General features: G+C 54.5%; 19 protein-coding genes. 9 read left to right on the forward strand and 10 right to left on the reverse strand.

The window, feature by feature from the left end:
• Positions 1-79: 79 nt before the first annotated feature.
• The 5 genes from VMJ32_00385 to VMJ32_00405 form a co-directional block, all read right to left on the reverse strand.
• On the reverse strand, positions 80-271 hold the full coding sequence (locus VMJ32_00385) for a YezD family protein (protein HTQ37451.1): 192 nt from the start codon (positions 269-271) through the stop codon (positions 80-82).
• A 67-nt stretch (positions 272-338) separates the two neighbouring features.
• Positions 339-1,397: a sulfate/molybdate ABC transporter ATP-binding protein gene (locus VMJ32_00390; GenBank protein HTQ37452.1), complete on the reverse strand. Its 1,059-nt coding sequence runs from the start codon at positions 1,395-1,397 to the stop codon at positions 339-341.
• 25 nt (positions 1,398-1,422) lie between these two features.
• Complete coding sequence (gene cysW / locus VMJ32_00395; protein HTQ37453.1) at positions 1,423-2,346, reverse strand: sulfate ABC transporter permease subunit CysW; 924 nt, start codon at positions 2,344-2,346, stop codon at positions 1,423-1,425.
• Positions 2,339-3,151, reverse strand: a complete 813-nt coding sequence (gene cysT, locus VMJ32_00400) for a sulfate ABC transporter permease subunit CysT (protein HTQ37454.1) — start codon at positions 3,149-3,151, stop codon at positions 2,339-2,341. The genes cysW and cysT overlap by 8 nt, the downstream gene beginning before the upstream one ends.
• A 56-nt stretch (positions 3,152-3,207) precedes the next feature.
• Positions 3,208-4,275 (reverse strand): sulfate ABC transporter substrate-binding protein, encoded by a 1,068-nt coding sequence (locus VMJ32_00405; protein ID HTQ37455.1) that lies wholly within the window; start codon positions 4,273-4,275, stop codon positions 3,208-3,210.
• Positions 4,276-4,544: 269 nt separating this feature from the next.
• On the opposite strand from VMJ32_00405, the gene VMJ32_00410 reads away from it, so the two are divergent.
• From VMJ32_00410 to VMJ32_00435, 6 genes are all read left to right on the forward strand, one after another.
• Positions 4,545-6,218 carry a sigma-54-dependent Fis family transcriptional regulator gene (locus VMJ32_00410; protein HTQ37456.1) on the forward strand — a complete coding sequence of 558 codons (1,674 nt, stop codon included), beginning with the start codon at positions 4,545-4,547 and terminating at the stop codon, positions 6,216-6,218.
• 391 nt (positions 6,219-6,609) lie between these two features.
• A complete protein-coding gene (locus tag VMJ32_00415; GenBank protein ID HTQ37457.1) occupies positions 6,610-8,307 on the forward strand; it encodes an FAD-dependent monooxygenase in 1,698 nt (565 codons plus the stop codon).
• Positions 8,308-8,472: 165 nt separating this feature from the next.
• Positions 8,473-8,703, forward strand: coding sequence for a translation initiation factor IF-1 (gene infA / locus VMJ32_00420; protein ID HTQ37458.1), 231 nt, complete (start codon positions 8,473-8,475; stop codon positions 8,701-8,703).
• A gap of 328 nt (positions 8,704-9,031) precedes the next feature.
• The gene (locus VMJ32_00425) at positions 9,032-10,774 is read left to right on the forward strand and encodes a hypothetical protein (protein ID HTQ37459.1); all 1,743 of its coding nucleotides are present in this window, start codon (positions 9,032-9,034) and stop codon (positions 10,772-10,774) included.
• A gap of 281 nt (positions 10,775-11,055) precedes the next feature.
• Positions 11,056-12,342 carry a diaminopimelate decarboxylase gene (lysA, locus tag VMJ32_00430; protein ID HTQ37460.1) on the forward strand — a complete coding sequence of 429 codons (1,287 nt, stop codon included), beginning with the start codon at positions 11,056-11,058 and terminating at the stop codon, positions 12,340-12,342.
• Between the two features lie 64 nt (positions 12,343-12,406).
• Positions 12,407-14,119 (forward strand): hypothetical protein, encoded by a 1,713-nt coding sequence (locus VMJ32_00435; protein HTQ37461.1) that lies wholly within the window; start codon positions 12,407-12,409, stop codon positions 14,117-14,119.
• Here VMJ32_00435 and VMJ32_00440 read toward each other — a convergent pair.
• The 3 genes from VMJ32_00440 to VMJ32_00450 are packed head-to-tail and all read right to left on the reverse strand — an operon-like array spanning position 14,075 to position 16,634.
• Positions 14,075-15,139, reverse strand: a complete 1,065-nt coding sequence (locus VMJ32_00440) for an HAD hydrolase family protein (protein ID HTQ37462.1) — start codon at positions 15,137-15,139, stop codon at positions 14,075-14,077. The genes VMJ32_00435 and VMJ32_00440 overlap by 45 nt on opposite strands.
• A complete protein-coding gene (locus VMJ32_00445) occupies positions 15,126-15,884 on the reverse strand; it encodes an NTP transferase domain-containing protein (GenBank protein HTQ37463.1) in 759 nt (252 codons plus the stop codon). The genes VMJ32_00440 and VMJ32_00445 overlap by 14 nt, the downstream gene beginning before the upstream one ends.
• Positions 15,885-15,887: 3 nt before the next feature.
• Positions 15,888-16,634, reverse strand: a complete 747-nt coding sequence (locus VMJ32_00450; protein ID HTQ37464.1) for a glycosyltransferase family 2 protein — start codon at positions 16,632-16,634, stop codon at positions 15,888-15,890.
• 767 nt (positions 16,635-17,401) lie between these two features.
• Here VMJ32_00450 and VMJ32_00455 point away from each other — a divergent pair.
• Positions 17,402-17,797, forward strand: a complete 396-nt coding sequence (locus VMJ32_00455; protein HTQ37465.1) for a 4Fe-4S binding protein — start codon at positions 17,402-17,404, stop codon at positions 17,795-17,797.
• Positions 17,798-17,889: 92 nt separating this feature from the next.
• Here VMJ32_00455 and VMJ32_00460 read toward each other — a convergent pair whose 3' ends face one another.
• Positions 17,890-18,267, reverse strand: coding sequence for a cupin domain-containing protein (locus VMJ32_00460; protein HTQ37466.1), 378 nt, complete (start codon positions 18,265-18,267; stop codon positions 17,890-17,892).
• Between the two features lie 2 nt (positions 18,268-18,269).
• Complete coding sequence (locus tag VMJ32_00465) at positions 18,270-18,557, reverse strand: hypothetical protein (GenBank protein ID HTQ37467.1); 288 nt, start codon at positions 18,555-18,557, stop codon at positions 18,270-18,272.
• A 132-nt stretch (positions 18,558-18,689) separates the two neighbouring features.
• On the opposite strand from VMJ32_00465, the gene VMJ32_00470 reads away from it, so the two are divergent.
• On the forward strand, positions 18,690-19,568 hold the full coding sequence (locus VMJ32_00470) for a cytochrome C assembly protein (GenBank protein ID HTQ37468.1): 879 nt from the start codon (positions 18,690-18,692) through the stop codon (positions 19,566-19,568).
• On the forward strand, positions 19,565-20,065 hold a 501-nt coding region (locus VMJ32_00475; GenBank protein ID HTQ37469.1), incomplete at its 3' end, for a glutamyl-tRNA reductase. The genes VMJ32_00470 and VMJ32_00475, both read left to right, overlap by 4 nt.

Below are 20,065 nucleotides of genomic sequence, written 5' to 3' on the forward strand. Positions count from 1 at the left end.
CGATTAAACGCTGCCCTGAAATGTTCTGGTTTTTTTCGTTCGATAATTAATGCAAACTCCGTGCCAACAAATTTGCAATTCAACGTAGTCTCCGTTTTTCGGTTCGTTCGATCTGCACCACCACGCCATCTTGCACCACGATCGATACGACACCAAATCGCAACCCCCGCAGCGCTTCTCGAATTTGCTCCATCGCCAATTCCATGGCATTAACATGATTCGTCGTGGACGCGGAATTTAATTCGCCGTGCGGCGGGGTTGAGTTCGACATAATTAGTAATCCTTTACGCACGGCCTGATTCCACTGGTTTACGTGCAGTTCTTGGAAAACGAATTGCTCAAATCACATAATCGGGCATAAACACGCGGACTTTCTTGGGCAAGACAAACACGGTGTCACCCGGCTTAAAATTTAATTCGGCGTACCGATCCAGGCTCAAATCCACTTGAATGTCGGATTGCTGCTCGATGGACACTAAGCCAATGCGGGCGACCGAGCCGGTGGGATTTACCCGCCGCACTTGGGCCGCCAAACTAGGCACGCCGTTTTGCTTGAGCGCGATATCCAATTCATGGGGCCGCATGTAAAGCGTGGCGGCCTGTGGTTGGGCGTGCGGATAGGCGGGGTAATCCCATTTCAAATTGCCGACGACAGCGTGGCCATTTTCCACGCGGCCGTGGAACACGTTCACGTTCCCTAAAAAATCGATCACGAACGGATTGGCCGGCTTGTCGAACACTTCCGCCGGCGCGCCCGCTTGTTCGACCCGGCCCTGATTCATGACTACCACGCGATCGGCCACTTCAAACGCCTCTTCCTGATCGTGCGTCACAAGGATGCTGGTCGTGTGAATTTCGTCGTGCAGCCGCCGCAGCCAGCCACGCAATTCCTGTCGCACTTTGGCATCCAGCGCTCCAAATGGCTCGTCCAACAACAGAACTTTGGGCTCAATCGCCAGTGCCCGGGCCAAAGCGACTCGCTGCCGCTGGCCGCCGGAAAGTTGCGAAGGATAGCGATGTTCCATCTGTTCCAGCCGCACCAGGCCGAGCAATTCGCGGACCTTGTTTTGAATTTCCGTCTTGGACCGCTTTCGCACCCGCAGACCAAACGCCACGTTTTCAAACACGCTCATGTGACGAAACAACGCGTAATGCTGAAACACGAATCCGACGTTACGCTCGGCTGCCGCGCGATGTGTCACATCTTCGCCGTGGCAAATTACCGTGCCTCCGTCGGGCGTTTCCAATCCGGCTATCATACGCAGCAACGTCGTTTTGCCCGACCCGGACGGACCCAACAGTGCCACCAACGATCCGCCGGCAATCTCCAAACTGACGTTATCCACGGCAGAAAAATTGCCAAATTTCTTGGTGATGTTTTGGATCGAAATGCTCATGGTGCGGCGCGCTCCCGTTTTCGGGTCACTGAATGTGAATGTTTTCGGCTGCCTGTTCGCTAATCCCGGTGGCAACGGCGACTGCCGCCAGTTGTCGGCGAGTTTTCCGCTCCAGCCAAACTTTTAACCCCAACGTGACCAACGCCAGCAGTGTAAGCAGCGAGGCCAACGCAAAGGCGTCGGCATCGTTGCCTTGCTCCAGCAGTTTTTGCACTTGCAGCGGCATCGTCGTGGTTTGGTTTTCGATCCGCCCCGACACCACGTACACGGCGCCAAACTCGCCCATCGCTCGGGCGTTGCACAAAATCAGGCCGTACAGCAGACCCCATTTGATGTTGGGCAGCGTCACACGCCAAAACATTTGCCAACTGCTCGCGCCCAGGCTAATTGCGGCGGTGTCTTCCTCGCTGCCCAGCGCCTCCATCACAGGAATCAACTCGCGGGCCACAAACGGCAGCGTGACAAACGTGGTCGCCAGCACAATTCCCGGCAATGCAAACACAACGTGAATGTCCATCTTTTGCAGCCATGGCCCCAAATAGCCCAAGCGGCCAAAAATCAGCATCAACATCAGCCCCACGACCACGGGCGAAATGGAAAACGGCAAATCGATCAGCGTCGTCAGCACCGTGCGGCCTGCAAAGCGAAATCGTGCGATCAGCCATGCCGCGGCGATGCCAAACAGCGTATTGAACACTACGGCAATGGGCGTGACGATCAACGTCAGCTTGATGGCGTTAAGCGTCGCGGGGTTGCTAACCAAGCCGGTCCAGTACGCGGCGATTCCATTTTCCAGCGCCGAGTAAAAAATCAGCGCCACCGGGCCGACAATCAATACGCCCACGACGTTCAGCGCCAAGCCAATCAACACGCGGCGGGCAACAGCCGATTCGTGCCGTGCGGCAGCGGTAACGTGAGCGGAAGTAAGCGTGGCGACGGCGTTAGGCATAATGGCGTCGGCTCCTCCGCTCCAGCACGTTGATCAGGGCCAACATGCCAAACGACATGGCCAGCAACACCAAAGCGATTGCCGTCGCCTCGGCATACGAATTTTGTTCCAGCTTCGAAACAATCAGCATCGGCGCAATTTCCGTTTCGCCTTGCTTATTGCTCGAGACGAACACGACCGAGCCGTATTCACCAATCGCCCGCGCAAAAGATAATGCAAAGCCCGTAATCAGCGCCGGCTTAAGCGTCGGCAAAATCACGCGCCAAAATGTTTGCCACCGGCTGGCGCCCAGCAGGGTAGCGGCTTCTTCGGCGTCGGCTTCCATGCTCTCCAGCACCGGCTGAACGGCCCGCACGGCAAACGGAAGACCAATGAATATCAGCACCAATACAATGCCCAGCCGCGAGTAGGTTCCGTGAATTCCCAAGGGCACCAAAAACCGGCCGAACCAACCGTTTTGGACATACAACGCCGAATACGCCAAGCCGGCCACGGCCGTGGGCAGCGCCAGCGGCAAATCAACTAGCGAATCGACCACGCGCTTGCCGGGCCACTCGTAGCGCACCAGCACCCACGCAATTAGCAAACCCAACAGCGATGTCACCGCGGCGGAAATAAAGCTGGCGCTGAAAGTCAGAAAATAAGCCGACCGGGCCCGCGAAGTCCACACGGCGGCCCAAAACGCCGCGGGGCCTAATTGCGTAACTTTCCACAAGCAGGCCGCTAACGGAATCAATAGCATCACGCTCAAGTAAATGAGCGTGATGCCTAGCGTTAAACGGAATCCCGGTAGCGTGCGATTCACAAAAAATCCCTTGCCTTTTTGCCTGTGGTCATGCATCATTGAATGCAAACGCGGTATTATTTCTTTTCCGAAATTTGATCGAACAGCGCGCCGTCATTGAAGAACTTCTGGTAGGCGTCGTCCCAATCTTTGGCCACTGCGGTAATGCCGAATAATTTGATCGGCGGGAAACGGTCCGCAAATTTTTGCCGATCCCCTTCGCTATTGGGCCGATAAAAATGCTTGGCGATCATCTGCTGCGCCACCGGCGTGTACAAAAATTCCAAATAGGCTCGGGCCGCGTCAACCGTGCCGTGTTTCTTCACGTTTTCGTCAACCCAGGCCACCTGCGGCTCGGCCTTGAAGCTAACCGGCGGATAAACAATTTCCAGTTCGCCTTTGGAATCTTGCACTTCTTGCTGCCCTTCGTTCTCCCAAGTCAGGTGCACGTCGCCGATGCCTTTTTTCGAAAACGTCATCGTCGCTGCGCGGGCTGCAACATCGAGCACCGGTACCTGCTGATAAAGTTTGGTAACAAAGTCCTTGGCCTGGTCTTCGGAGCCGCCGCGAGTGACCACCGAACCCCAGGCTGCCAAAAAGCTGAGTTTGCCGTTGCCCGATGTTTTGGGATGCGGCGTGATGATTTGCACGTCCGGCTTCACCAGGTCAGGCCAATCGTGAATCTGTTTCGGATTGCCCTTGCGAACGACGAACACAATGGTGCTGTAGTATGGCAACGAATTTTCCGGCAACCGTTTTTCCCAGCCTTCTGCAATTAAGCCGCTGCGGCGAATCAAGTCGGTATCGGGCCACATGGCCAGCGTCACGACGTCGGCTTCCAGGCCATCGTTCACTGCGCGAGCCTGGCTGGAAGAACCGCCGTGCGATTGTTTGATCGTTACCTTGCGGCCGGTATCGCGCTCGTAGATCTTGCCGAACTGCTCATTGATGTCCTGCCACAATTCCCGTGTCGGGTCGCAAGCCACGTTCAATAGTTCCACCGGGTCGGTGTTCGCCGCAGGCTTGTCGGCAGCAGCGGCCACTCCAGAAACGGCGCTGCCGCAGTGGATCGCGCCGCTGATCAGTGCGGCCAGAAAAAGCGAAAACGAAAACACAACAGCAGTAGCGCGGCCGGTGCGTGCCATGGCAGTATTCCAACTAGCTGGGGTTTGAATATCGCGATTTCGGCCCATCCGTAGTGCCGACAGAGTTCATAGCTACTGAAGCACACCTTGTGCCGGCGAAAAAAACGTTTGTTTCTGCTAGCACTGGTCATGGTTTTAATAAAATAGGTGATCAATAACGACAATAACCGTTGTATTTAATAGATACCCGTGATAAATTATGGACTTGTATCCGTTAAATGTGATGGATAAATGTCGCCGGATGGCTGTGATCTGCCCCCATCGATTTCATGGAACGTTACAGCAAAATTCTGTTGGATGTGTGGCGAGAAGCGTGCCGGCACATAGAGATTGCCGAGGCTACCGATCTGATTACACCGTTGATTTTGCGCCAGTTGCCGTTGGACCAACTGGTTTTGCGGATCGTTGATTTAGAACGGGGCGTGGTCGATACGGTTGCAGCAACTGCGCGCGATCATCGTCGCCCTAAGTCGCGCTTGCGCAGCGAGTGCACTCCGGATGCCATCGATCGCTTGTTTCAGTGGTGTCGGCGAGGTGAAGTATTGCACGACAGCACCGAGGCGTTGCAAGAACGGCTGCCCGGTCTGCTACCGGAAGACGTCGCCGGCGACATTCTGGCCGGACCATTGAATACCGCGGAAGGGCCTTCCGGTGTACTCGTGTTCGTGGCTACATCGACACGTTTATTTACTGCCGAACACGAGGAATTGCTCAAAGTGTTGGTGGAGCCTTTCACGGTGGCTTTGGAGAACGATCGCCGATTGCGTGAATTGACCGCTTTGCGTGAAAAAGTGGAAGCGGAAAATCGCTCGTTGCTAACCAAGCTGGGCCGTAATGATTTGAGCGACGCCATTGTCGGCGTGGAATCGGGGTTGCGAGGCGTCATGGACCGCGTCAGTCTCGTGGCGCGAGCCGACATTCCGGTGCTGATCCTCGGCGAAACCGGTTCCGGAAAGGAAGTGCTGGCGCGGGCCATTCACAAGCAATCGCGGCGCGACAACGGACCGTTTTTGCGGGTGAATTGCGGAGCGATTCCGCCGGAATTGGTCGATTCTGAATTATTCGGCCACGAACGTGGAAGCTTTACAGGCGCCACGGCTTTACGAAAAGGATGGTTCGAGCGGGCTGATCGCGGCACGCTGTTTCTTGACGAGTGCGGCGAACTGCCCCCGGCCGCACAAGTGCGACTTTTGCGCATTTTGCAGGATGGCACGTTCGAACGTGTCGGCGGCGAGCGGCAAATTCATGTCGACGTGCGGGTCGTGGCGGCAACGCATCGCAATTTGCAAGCCATGGTTGGCGAAGGAACATTTCGGGAAGATTTATGGTATCGGCTGGCGGTTTTTCCCATTCATTTGCCGCCGCTGCGTGATCGGCCGGAAGATATCGCCGCTTTGGCCGCTCACTTTGCGTTGCGGGCCGCAAAAAGGTTCGGACTGCCTGCCCGCACCCCAACACCCGAAGATGTAAACTTACTGGCCAAATACAATTGGCCGGGGAACGTGCGGGAACTGGCCAGCGTGATTGAACGAGCGGCGATCCTGGGGAACGGCCTGAAATTAGATGTGACGACGGCCTTGGGAGTCGTACCTCAAACCAGCTTTTCTGAATCGGCTTGGCCGCAGCTTTCATCGCCCACTTCACAATTCTCGCCCCTTCCTCGCGACTTTTCACTTCCATCTGCTCAAGCCGCAATCCAGGAATCACATTCACGGCCCCAGGCTTCTCGAATCGCGTCGACTAGGCCCATTGCCGATTTTTCGCCGCTCGATTCCGCCATGCGCCAGCACATCGAAGCGGCTTTGCAGCGGACTCGCGGCCGAATCGAAGGTCCGCACGGCGCCGCCAAATTGCTGGGCATAAACCCGCATACACTTCGTGCCCGGATGCGCAAACTCAAGATTAATTGGCGCAATTTCCGACCAGCCGAGGATGTAGTGTAATCGGCGCCCGACTGTGATTTAGAGCATCGGGTACATCGGATAGTGGGTCAGTTTGATCGACCGGAAATGTAGCGACCCCGGCGCGCCGGGGTCCCCAGCCGTTTTTTCAGAGATTGGTGCGTCCGCGGCTGAAGATCCCGGCGCGCCGGGACATCTGCATTTCAAACTGACCCACCACTATACACCGGCCGGGAATGGGCAGTCGGCCATCTTTCTGTAAAATAGCGGCAAGCCATCGCAACTTGAAGGCTAAACCTTGAGCCGTGCCCTAGACTTTGGCATCGGCACGGCGACTGGCTGCTGAGCGGCCAGCACGGCGGGTCGTATGACGCCAGGGCACTGGAAGTCACCCTGCAAGACCAAGTTCACTCACTGGAGAGGATCGTGATCGATGAATCCATTATCGAATATCCCTTGCGATGCACTGATTGTCGGCGCCGGCCCCGTGGGCCTGACCATGGCCTTGGAACTGTTGCGACGGGGTTTGAAATGCCGAATTATCGATTTGAACGCCGCTCCCACCGATAAATCGAAAGCGCTGGTGCTGTGGGGTCGGACGCTGGAATTGCTCGATCACGCCGGCGTGGCCGACGATTTCGTCTCGACCGGCATGTGGGCCCAGGGCGCCCGCATGTTTGGTGGCGGTAAAGAACTGCTGCACGTGGAAATTCATCGTGACGACACCGCCTTTCCGCGCCCGCTCATGATTCCGCAAAACGAAACGGAACGCGTGCTCACGGAAAATCTTCAGCGTCACGGCCTGCAAGTGGAGCGGCCAGTGGAACTTGTGAAGTGCGTGGACCAGGACGATTGTATTTTGTCCACGCTTCGGCATGCCGACGGACACGAGGAACAACTGACCAGCGCTTGGCTACTGGGCTGTGACGGCGCCCACAGCACCGTGCGCAAGCAACTGGGCATTGAGTTTGCCGGCGAATTTGAACCCAACGACTGGTTGCTGGCCGACGTGCACGTGGACGGGCCGATATCTCCAGACGAAATTAGCGCCTACTGGCACCGCGACGGAGTGGTGATTTTTTTCCCATTCGCTCCCAACCGTTGCCGGGTCATTGCCGATTTGGGCAAAGCGCCGGGAACCGAAAAGCCGCCCGATCCAACCCTGGCCGAAGTGCAGGCGCTTGTCGATCAACGCGGACCAGCGGGCGTGAAATTGCACGATCCGGTCTGGTTATCGGGCTTTCGAATTCACGAACGCAAGGTGAACGAATATGGGCGCGGCCGCGCGTTTTTGTGCGGCGATGCGGCACACGTTCACAGTCCCGCCGGCGGGCAAGGCATGAACACCGGCATGCAGGATGCTTTCAATTTGGCCTGGAAATTGACGTTGGTGCACCAAGGCCGCGCCAAGCGGTCGCCGCTGTTGGAAAGTTACACCCAGGAACGCAGCGCCGTGGGCGAAATGGTGCTGCACGACGCCGGCATGTTTACCCGTGTGGCGATGCTGCGCAATCCCATGCTGCAATTCCTTCGAAATCATGTGATCTCCCTGGCCGGAAAACTTACGGCCGTGCAGGAACGGGCCATCGCCACGCTGACCGAAATGGCCGTCCATTATCCAAATAGCCCCCTGAACGGCGACGACCCCGGCAGCGCCTGGGGTGATGAAGTGAAAGCCGGAGATCGATTGCCCGATGCCAATGTGCGCGATGCACGAACCGGAAACGCGGTGCGCCTGCTGGAATCAATGCGGGGAACACAACACACACTATTGTTGCTGCCGGAAACCAGCGATTCCGGCACGATTGTAGAAATGGTCAACCAAGCCCAGGTTTTGGCTCACGAATTTGGAGATGTGCTGCGGACCATAATGGTAACGCCCGGCAATTCCGCGGTAACGCCGGAAGCCGCGGTTGCGGCGGTATTGGTCGACATCAACCGCCAAGTGCAAAATCGGCTGGGGCTAAGTGGACCGGCCATCGCTGTCGTGCGGCCGGATGGGTACCTCTCCTTCCGAGGACACGCCCAATCGTGGACCAACTTGCAGCAGCATTTGACGCAGTATTTAGTGCCCGTCAACCGGCAAACATCGGTCAATGCCCTGGACGGTACAACTCCGCAAATGGTATGATTAGAACGGTAGTGGGATAATTTGAACATAGCCCGACTGTGTCAGTCGGAAACAATGGCTGTCGGGATTTCAAATTGTTCCACCACCATTAAAACCGTGGGGAAAGTCAGGGGAGTTAGAAGCTTTCGATTTAGTAAGCATTCCGCAAGCGTTAGGTCCCAGCCGATGGCCGACGAAAAACAAAAAGAAGAAGCGCTCGAAGTCGACGGCGTGGTCACGCAGGCGCTGGCCAACACTCGCTTTCGAGTGCAAATCGAAGGGGGCCATTTGGTCACGGCTCACGTCGCCGGCCGGATGCGGAAAAACTTCATCCGCATTGTTCCGGGTGACCGGGTAAAAGTAGAACTCTCCCCCTACGATTTGACGAAAGGCCGCATTACCTTTCGGGAACGATAAAGCAGAAATCGCTTTCTTGGCGATTGTACGCGAAATAGGCCGCCTCTTGGCCCCATACGCGGATTAAATGATTGCGGCAATTGAGTTTGTGATTGCTAGCAAATGTCCAGGCCCCGCAGCGACAAGGTCGCGTATCCCATCGTTCGGAAAAGCCGGCCACTAGCGATTTTTCATAATTTCGTTAAAACCGTTGCGCGATTAGCAAGGTATTGTTACGTGTGAGTCTGTTTCCGCGTGTCCTGGTATCTTGCCCAACAGGCGCCACGGCTCTCAAATGCTCCAGGCCGTCAAATCATCGAAACAACATTTCTTCGAGGAGATTACTGACGTGAACAAAACGACATTTTTTAAACCTCAGCAATGGATTACGGCCGCGGCGATGTCGGCCATTTTCTTGGCGGGCGCGGCCTTTGCACAGGCTCAAACTGCAAAACCCGTGATGGTGGTTTCGCTGCCCAGCGTGGACGAGCTGCTGGCTAATGTTGATTTTCTGGGTCAACTCGGCGGACAACCCAACGCTTCGATGATGATCAACGGGCTGATTCAGGCGTATACCCAGGGCCAAGGGTTGAAGGGGTTGGATAAATCCAAGCCATTGGGTTTTGTCGTCGGGATTGCCGACGATGGCTCGTTCGCTCCAGCCGTTCTCATTCCCGTGACCAGCGCCAAGGATCTCGCCGGCACACTGGCCATGATGCATTTAACGGCTCCGGCGCAGGACGAAGGGGGCGTGATGAAACTGACCGCGCCCAACGGCATGGATTTATTTGTCCGCGAGCAAAGCGGCTGGGCATTTGTCACCCAGGCCAAAGATACGCCGCTGCCATCGGACGACCCCATGAAACTAATGGCCGGGATCAATCCCGATTACGATTTGGGAATTCGCATTCTGCTGCAAAACGTACCGGAAGAAAAGAAGAAATCGCTGATTGAACAGTTCCGTGGATTCATGGAATTTGCCGCCGCCGCCCAGCAGCGCCAACAGGGCGCCGATAACCCGTTTTCGACCCTGAGTCAGAAGAATTTGGAACAGCAAGTGGCGGCCATCGAACAGCTTTTGAACGAAGCTAATCAAATCACCATCGGCTGGAAAATCGACCGGGCTGCCAAGAACACGTATTTGGATTTTAGTGTGACCGCGGTTCCCGGCTCTCAGCTCGACCAATGCATGAAGCAAATGGCGAGTGGGACCACGAACTTTGCCGGTTTCATCATGCCGGATTCCGCCTTGACTTTGAATTTCAGTGGGAAAAACTCGCAGGAAAACATCGACCAGACCCTAACCACTTTGGAGCAACTGAAAGGCAAAGCCGAAGAGGCCATCGATAAGGATCCCGATTTGGCCAACGATAAGCGCGACAGCGTAAAGCAAGTGCTGCACGAATTCCTGGACGTGGCCGAGAACACGGTCAAGGCGGGTAAGTCCGACGGCGGCGCGGTCGTGCAAGTGGGGGCCGGCAAGTTTCAAGCCGCTGCGGGAGGGTTTGTAGCTGACGGTCCGGCACTGGAAAAAGCCGTTAAGGACGTCCTCACTTTGGCTCAAGGCGAGCCGCAATTCACAGAACAGGCCACCGTGAAACTCGACTTGGAAACTTACAAAGATGTGCATTTCCATCAAGTCAGCGTGAAGTTGCCGGAGGAAGCCGGCGACGACGCCAAGAAAATTTTCGGCGATACAGTGGATATTTACTTCGGCGCCGGCCCGCAAAACGCTTATATCGCGGCGGGCAAAGGCAGCTTGGATTTGGTGAAAGCCGTCATCGATCACTCCGCTGCCGAACCAAACAAGGCCGTTCCTCCACTGCAAATGAGTATTGCCTTGACTCCCATTGCCGATTTTGTCGGTTCGCTTAACGATGCTCAGGCCGCGGCCGGCGGGGCAGCCTTTAGCCAAGCCCTCAGCCAGACGCCGGGCAAAGATCACGTAACGCTCAATGCTCATCTCATTCCCAATGGTTTTACTTACCGTTTAATGGTTGAAGAAGGTGTGCTGAAGGCGATTGGCGCCATGGCGACTCATACCGGCGGACCCGGCGGGCCTGCAGGAGCGCCCAGCGGCCCCAATAACTAAGCCTTGGTTTGACGATTGCTCTGCCTTAAATTTCAATTGATTTTTCGCAGCCCGGTTGAAAAACAGCCGGGCTGTTTTTGCGCTATGACGCAGCCCCGCTGAAAACGACTGGAGAAGAGTTGTTTTCATGGCCGCGGCATGCCTTTTCAGCCCAGGGCGCAAGCGATTACACTCGCAGGTATGAATTCCGTTAGCGCACGTTGAAACGAACCAACGGCTGCAGTGGCCTGTCGAATCATCATGCAGCCATCCAGCTAAAATTTCTTCACCCACCATTCGCCATGCCCACTGCTTCGCGGTTTTTACCTCTGCGCACTGAAATTGCCGGCCTGTCCGTCAACAAACTCGCTGAACAGTTTGGCACTCCGACATTTGTGTACGACGCCGCAAAAATTATCGAGCGGATTAACGATTTGCGAGCGTTCGACGTGATTCGCTACGCCCAAAAAGCATGTTCCAACATCGCCATTTTGCACTTGGTGCGCCGCGAGAAAGTTTTCGTCGACGCCGTCAGTGCCGGCGAAATTCACCGGGCGTTGGCCGCCGGTTATCCGGCTGCGGCTGCCGATTTACACGCGCCGCCACCCTTGGTTTACACCGCCGATATTTTCGATCGTGAATCGCTGGAACTGGTCGTTAGTAAAAATATTCACGTCAATTGCGGCTCGCCCGACATGATCGATCAATTGGGCCAGCGTGCACCGGGGCGGCATATTTCGCTTCGGATCAATCCGGGATTCGGGCATGGCCACAGCCAAAAAACTAACACCGGCGGCGAGCAATCGAAGCACGGCATTTGGCACGCTGACGTGGCCGACTGCCTGCGATGCGCGGATGCACACGGACTGGGCGTCACCGGACTGCACATGCACATTGGTTCCGGTACCGATTTAGAGCATTTAAGCCACGTTTGCCAGGCGATGGAAAAAACAGCGCGCGAAGTGGGCCGCAGCATTACCAACATCAGCGCCGGAGGCGGATTGCCGGTGCCGTATCGGGCCGACCAATCGTATGTTGATGTCGCGGCATATTATCAATTATGGAACCAGACTCGCAAGAAATTGGAAGACGCGTTTGGCCACAAAATCACGCTGGAAATTGAACCAGGACGGTATTTGGTCGCAGAGTCAGGTTATTTGATCGCCGAAATTCGCGCCATCAAACGGATGGGCGGCAATACGTTTTATTTGCTCGATGCGGGGTTCAATAATTTGGCGCGGCCGATTTTGTACGGAGCCTATCATCCCATGTCGATTGTGCCGCACAGCGGCAGCGGATCCGACCGAGCATTGCACGATGTCGTTGTGGGCGGTCCGCTGTGCGAATCAGGCGATATTTTCACGCAAGAAGAAGGGGGCTACGTTTGCACTCGGCAATTGCCACTGGCCGAAGTTGGAGAGAAATTGGTGTTGGAAGTGGCCGGAGCGTATGGCTTTGTCATGAATTCAAACTACAATGGCAAATACTTGGCCGCCGAAGTCCTCCTGCGTGACGGCAGAGCTGATGTGATACGTGCACGACAGACCTTTGATGATTTGATCCGCGGTGAAACGATTCCGCAAAATTGATGCGAAATCGTTCCCGGGCCATGCCGTTCTTTTCTGGTTGACTCCTCAATCGTTTGATGCACTTATGGTCGACGCAAAACCCGCTCGGCGCGGCTCCTTCTTTGCTCAGCCAAAGTACAAGCTGGAGTTGTGGGGACCGCTTGTGCTTTATCTGCTGGTCGCCGCTTGGCAAGCTCATCGCCTGCCCGACAACCTTAATCCCGACACGATTCCGTTTTTGCGGAACGCGGAATACATTCTCCAGGGCCGCCTGAGTGATTCCGTTTCCGGCTATTGGAATCCGCTGTATACCTGGTCTATTGTGCCGCTGGAAAAGCTGGGGGTCGACGCGGTTTATGCAGCCAAAATCGTAGTGATTGCTTGGGGTTTGCTGGCGGTGTTGGGCTCTTATTGCTTTCTCAGAGGACTCGTCAAAAAGGTGACTTGGACCGGCGCCGCGGCGTTGTTGATCGTGGCGATCGATCTCGGTTTTTTTGCAGCACGATATCTGCAACCCGATTTGATTTTATCGGCCTGCTTGTTGTTCTACGTGGCCTTGACATTATCGCCCAATCTTCCAAAGCAGCCCTGGCGACAAATAGCCGCGGGAGCAGCGGCTGGATTTGCGTACCTGGCAAAATCGTACGCCTTTCCGTTCTTTTTGGCGCACTATACATTGACGGTGCTGCATGACTACTTTACGGCCAAATCACCTCGCTGGCCCGCGCAATATATACGCACCTGGCTCGTGGGATTATTGACGTTTGGTGTCCTCGCAGGGCCTTGGATAGGAGTGCTGACTGAAAAATATGGGCATTTTACCGTCTCGACTTCGGCCGGCATTCAACATGCTCTTGTGGGTCCGCCCGACGTCGATCGCACACATACTTGGGATCGCAAGCTATATTCGGTGCCTGAGGGGCGCATATCAATGTGGGAGACGCCAGAGGATACGCCTTACCATTATTGGTCGCCGTTGGAGAGCCGAGCCAACTTTGTTTACCAAATCAAGTCTTTCTTGGCTGCGGCCTCTAAGCTGATCAAAGAGATCGATATCTTCGATTTATTGTCCATGACTTTGGTGGCGCTGGTCTTTACTCCGCTGATGCTTTTGCGTCCAGGTTCGGCCGAAAGCCGCAGAAAGGCGGAATGGGTGCTGGGCACAATCGCATGTTACTCAGCTGGGTTTATGCTTGTGTTTGTTCAATGGCGCTATATCCACAGCTTTCTGTTTCCCATTTGTTGCGTGTTTTGCCTGGCGTTTAGTTTGAGGATGATGTGGCGCATGGCCGCCCGATCGAACGTCGGCGCTCGTGCCAAAAACGTCATGGTGGCCCTGGCAATTCTATCGTTCTTCGGAGGAACTTGTGCCCGATATGCGCTTGCGCCGCCAGAACTTCACGAGGGCAGCCATCAGCAGCGTGATTGGGCCCAACAACTCCGTGAAGCAGGCGCGCAAGGATCGTTAGCTGCCCTGGACACGAATTCTTCCGCATATGTTTTGTACACGTGCTACTACCTTAACCTCCCCTTTTCCGGGGCGGTGGACCCGAACGACCTCGCGAAACAAGATGTGCATGTCGTGGAGCGTGCGCTAAAATTGGTTGGGGTGCGAACCTTACTGGTGCCCGTTGATGAGCAATGGAAGTGGTTTTGCGATCAGACATCGTGGAAGCACTTGACGACGCTCAAAGCGCCGACAATGTCCATGGAAGTTTACGTCGCCACGGATCATGCGGCTCAGGCAGATCGCTCAGGAAATTTCCACGTCCTTAAGTCCCAAGTCTCGAGTCAATGAATGAGCAATCGCCCGAATTTCGTTATTCTTGGAGTCATTGATCAAATGCCGGGGTCCAATCGGCAAGTCGCAAATTAGTTGGTCAAATTCGACGCCCAGGGTCCGCAGTTTGTTTAGCACGCCGCTAATATTCGATTGAGTTCGCGAGGTGGTCAAGATGACCATATAACCTTGGCTACGAAACTTTTTCAATTTTTCCACGGACCCTTCGATTAATTCCAGGTCGTCGCCCGTGGGCGAAGGAACCGGAACATGCTTGACCAGCGTTCCATCGAGGTCGCAGAAAATCGTGCCTTTTCGAATCGGCTCCGGTTTGCGCACGTAAATTGGCACAGGAATATGGGTCACGTCGGAAAAATCTGGATAGACGCCTAACTGACCCTCGGAATCGCAAGCCACCAACCGATCGGAAAACCGCTCCCGACAGGTACGAAGAAATATATTTTCGCTGTACGTGGTAATCAAAAAACGCGTGGCAATGTCCGGCACGGAGCGCCGTTTGGAATCTTTACGCAGGGTGCGTTCCAGGCAGACGTGGTCAGGCGTGTTAACAATAATGATGATATCCAGAGTTGGAAGCGTATCCAGATTTCCGAGAATGCAGTTCTCGTAGAGAATGACGCCGTGTTTCATCGGCGGCAAGGTGACATCCGCGGTTTTGCCTCCTGTCAGCCGGTCGTAAGCGTTAGGAATATGGACGGCTTGGCCATTCTTGAAGGCCGTCAAATCTTTGAAAATTGCGCCGAAATCCCACCAATTGAACTGGTTGATGGCGTTCAGATAAGCGTTGATTCCGGCCAGCCATTTTTCACGCAACAACTCTCGGCGACCTTCCGAATCAAGAATAAAACGCCAATCGCCGGAGTAAGCTGCGTTTTCTACATGGGCCGCAGTTAGATCATCGGAAATTTTCTGCACCAATGTGGTTTTGCCCGCTCCGGCTCGTCCGCAAATGCCAACCAGGAGCCGCAAACCTTCTGCTTCTCGAAAGCGGTGAAGAATGTAATCAGTAATCTGCATCCAAGTACCTTCGTGTTCTGGCCAGCGACTCTTCCGTTCCAAATTCGAACATGCTCGACACAGGCGCCGCTAACGTCCGGATGACCTTGACGTAGTTGCGAATCACATCTCGTGTATAATCCAGGTCTCCCAAGGTCGACTTGGAGGAGGCTTGGCTATAGGCGATTGCTTTCAACAATGTCGTATTGTGGCAAATCGCGGTGCCGGTAAAACCGTTATCCCGAATCGATTCAGGATCTGTATTGGGCACAATATCGGAAACCACCCCTTCTTCGACCACCGCCAGCGTGCGATATGTATCCAACACGGCCTCCGCACTTCCTGGTTTACAGATCACAATAGTGTCTGTATCTACCGAAAATTGGTCGGCGAATATGAAATCACAAAACGTCACAATGGTGGGATGCCTGCAGGATGCGTAGTCCAACGCATACAAAAAAGAGGCTCCCGGTCCGCAAAGCTCGGAAACACTTTCACGACTAAAAAACATGGCAGGAGCTGTATATCTTCCCCGGACGTAATTTTCCAACAAATCGGCGCAGTAACCGGAGGCAATAATCATTCTCTCCGCGACGAACTGAAACTTACGAATCGTGTAATCGATCGCTCTGGCCTGACCGACATTCACCAGCGCTTTAGGAATGAAGTCGGTCTCCGGCTGCAAGCGACGGCCCATACCTGCGGCCAAGATGATTACGTTGAACTTGATGTTCGTTACACTGAATAAGGGAGCATCCATCAGCATAACTTAACTCCGCTTGCGACTTAAAATCCGCTTGATATTCCAAACATAGAGCCCTGCCATCGTCCGCACAACCGAGCGAATATTCTTCATTTTAAAAATCTTGGTTTCGCCGCCGCCGGGACGTTCGGTATGAATCGTCGGCACTTGTACATAAGTATTTCCTTCTTTAATGGCTTTAATCAATAATTCGGCCTGAAAACCGAATCCGTCGCTGCTGGCATTCAATTGCCGAAGCCACGCGGTTTTATGGATCTGTAGCCCATTGAAATACTTGAGTCGCATGCAGAACAATATGTTCATCGTCGTCGTGTAAGCGAACGATATTCCGCGCCGCGTCCAGCTGCGGGCTGCGGGATTGGCGATATACCCGCAGATCACTTCGGCCTCGCCCACATGCGAGAAGAAATTGCTCAGCGTATCTTTGTCAAATGCATTGTCACCATGCACCATTACCGTGTAATCTTTCGTGGCTTGTCGCCGCCCATCGTGATAGCTGGCTCCAAAGCCCCATGGTTTATCATGTGAGAGGACTCGAATGCGGGGATTCTTGCCAATGTTAGCCTGAATAATTTCTAGCGTCTGGTCCGTGCTTCCGTCGTTAACAATGATGATTTCGTAATCATCAAAATGTTTCTCGGCCGCATACGTTACAGAATCTATCGAACCTTGAATATTGCCTGCTTCATTCAAAGCCGGAATTACTACACTAAGCGAATGTTCCATCAGGATGCCTTTGTCTTTGGTCTCCATGTGGAAAGCATTAGGGTTTGGAAAGCCTGATGCCATCGAAAGCCAGAGCAATCCACCGGCGTCTGACGAAGAGTGCGGTCCCTTCAGAGCTGCCTTTGATTGACTGCGCAGTTACGAATGGATTTAAGCAAGATAAGCTTCGTTCGCCAAGGCGCGCCGTGTTTCGTCCCTATCGCGTCAACAGCTTCAAGCAAGCCGCTCGCCACTTCGGCCAATTCCAGCAATCCACCTCTCGATATCCCTTCTAACAAACTCATTATGACACAGGCTCTCACAACTTGCAAATGACCAACTGTGACGGTTATAGCAGTGTTTATCGAGTAGTTTATTAGGGGCAAACTGAACGCATATCTTTATAGTGATTGTTCGATGAGAAGCCGGTAATCGCCTGATTAGAGTTTTGATTCCGCTGATCAACAAGACTGAACCGGTGGGCCGTTGTTGCTTCCCGCGGTGCTCATTGTTTTTGTGAACGACTACATCCGTCCGAGCCGGTGGTGTTGATTTGCATCGACAGGTTTTTGCGATCTGTCCCTTTCGTGAAAACGATCGATAAAGGGATCTGACCCTTGTTTTTGCTTAACGAGCCTGGAGCTCTACTGCGAAGCAAAGAAAGCTAAACGGCAAGGAAATTCACGGACACCTGTGCTGAAATTTACGGTCATTCCGTCCTTGGCTGGAACCCGATTTGTATCTATGATTAGGTTGTGAATCCTCAGACAGGTTGTACTCTTCCAGGCAAAATCTAGGCGTTACGGATTACTGCGATGGCCAAACAAGGACCCCGGAAAAAGCTGCCTAAGGAATTGGCCGTCATCAATGCCGACAACTGCACCGGCTGCGAAGCCTGCTTGGAGGTCTGTCCCGTTGATTGCATCGTGAAGGTGCAGCAATACGACCAGTTTCATAACCTGCAAAGTTTTTGCGAAATCGATTTGGAACGCTGCGTCGGGTGCGAAGTGTGCGTCCACATTCCGGGAAAAAAATCCAATCCTTACGATTTGAAAGTTTGCCCTTGGGACGCCATCGAAATGGTCCCCACCGAGCAAGTCGCCCAAGTCGTGGCACAAATCGGCGGACCGCCGCAGTACATTCATGCCAATTGGGATCGCCTGGTGGGCACCGCGCAACACCTGGCGGAATTGAAAGCTGCAGCAGGCTAATCGCCTCAATCGCCGCCGCGAAAAAAACTTTCACTTAGCCCCCGGGCTTGCCCGGCGCTTATTGGCGCTTACCGCACAAGTAACGGGGCGAATCACTGCGTGCCGCATTCGGGCGCAACCGTCACCGTTTTGCCCGTGGCCGAATTGGGAATCAAGCACAAAAACCGCATCGGCTGCGAGCCCGTGTTGCGAAACTGATGCACCTCGTTGGGTTGCACAAATACCACGTCGCCGGCGGTCAGCTTGTGCTGTTTGTCGCCTTCGCTCACCACGCCGCTGCCAGAAAGAATGAACACTTCGTGTTCGTAATCGTGGCTATGTCGAGGCGTGTAACCGCCGGGCGCAACTTCAAACTCGCGCATTGCGAACGTAGGTGTGCCGTCCGATTCGCTCAATAGCCAGCGCACCGAGCACGCATGCGCCCCAGGCATTTCGACCGGTTTGGAAAGAACCGCTTCAGATGCGTTCACTTTCATGGTTTCCTCGATGATTTTATTCGTTTGCCGCGGTAGTGGTCGAGCAGGATGGCCGCCAACGACACGGCCACCAAAAGGGCCACCTCCACGCCCAATATTATCATCCCGTAGCGATCCAGAAAACTCATCAAAGGATGCTGCGGTGCATCGTTGGTGGCCAAATTCAAGCCGCGATTGCCCCGCAATAACAGCAGCCCGTAGGCGCATGCAGTAACCGTGAACGCCACCCCGAATACAGCACACAGAAAATAAAACGGATTAATGGGTTCTTTGAATTTTACCATCGGGCAAAAACCACATGTGACGACAAATTTTCGGCCTATTAGCGGCCCTTACGTTATCTTGCCCAACAGCCACCTGCAACCGATGATAAAGGAATCGGGGCGGCCAATCCATATTCCCTGCGTTTGATTTCAATGGCGTTCATTTCCGGTATTTCGGTGCTTTGCTTTGCGGCCAGTTATTCGCTGGTGCTCGCGCTGGAAATCATGCGCATATTATTCTGGCGCGGTTTGCGTCCCATGGTGATCGTCGGATTCACGCTGGTCGGTCTGCTGGCACATACCCTGTATTTGGCGAACCGCGCAATCACTGCCAGCGGCACGCCCCTTTCCAGCGCTTTCGATTGGTATTTATTGGGCGCCTGGGGCTTAGTCGTCGTGTATCTGTATTTAAGCTGGTATCATCCCAAATCGGGGTTGGGACTGTTTTTGTTTCCGTTGGTGTTGGGATTGATTGGGCTGGCCAAATTTGCCAGCCGCGAGCCCTTTCCACAATCGCACGCCGGGCAAATCTGGGGAGCTATTCACGGCGTGTTTTTGCTATTGGGATTGGTGGCCGTCGCCGTGGGATTTGTGGCTGGGTTGATGTATTTGATTCAATCTTATCGATTAAAACACAAATTGCCGGCCACTGGCCGCTTGCGGCTGCCTAGCTTGGAATGGCTGGAACGGGTGAACAGCCGGGCGATTTTGATTTCGGTGCTGATGGTGGGTGTGGGCTTCGTCAGCGGCATCGTCCTAAACACGGTCTCGCATCACAGCAAAATTGACGAAGTGCCCTGGACCGATCCGGTCATTTGGAGCACGGCTTTGATGTTCGGTTGGCTCTTGGCGGCGGCGGTGTTTAGCATGGTTTATCGGCCCGCTCGTAGCGGACGCAAAGTGGCTTATTTGACGGTGGCAAGTTTTGGCTTCTTGGTCCTTGCCCTGGGCGTGCGGTTGCTTTTGCCCAGCGAGCATCGTACGCCGCGGGTCGAAAGCGGACAGACTTCCTCGCCGGAGGTTTGGACATGAAGCTCCAGATGGTCGGTTGCAGTCATCACAATGCGTCGCTGGAAGTGCGGGAACGGCTGGCTTTTAGTCCCGCTCAAGTGGCCTTGGCGCTGGAACAATGGCGACTTTCGTATCCGACGACCGAAGCGGTGCTCCTTTCCACTTGTAACCGCGTGGAGTTGTACACCGCGGCTGACGATCCGGCGGCCGCGCCGTCCGATCAGCAAGTCAAACAATTTCTGGCCGAGTTTCATAGCTTGCCGCTGCACCAAGTGTTCGACGATTTGTTCGAACAATCGGGCGAAGGGGCCGTGCGGCATTTGTTCACGGTCGCCGCCAGCCTGGACAGCATGGTGCTCGGCGAATCGCAAATTTTGACCCAAGTGAAGCAGGCCTATCAACTGGCAGCGCAGCAGGAAAGCGTGGGACCCATTACTCACGACGTTTTTCAGCGGGCCCTCCGTGTGGCCAAGCGCGTGGCTGCGGAAACCTCCATCAACGACCGCCGCGTCAGCATT

The organism is Pirellulales bacterium, from assembly GCA_035499655.1.
GTDB lineage: Bacteria > Planctomycetota > Planctomycetia > Pirellulales > JADZDJ01 > DATJYL01.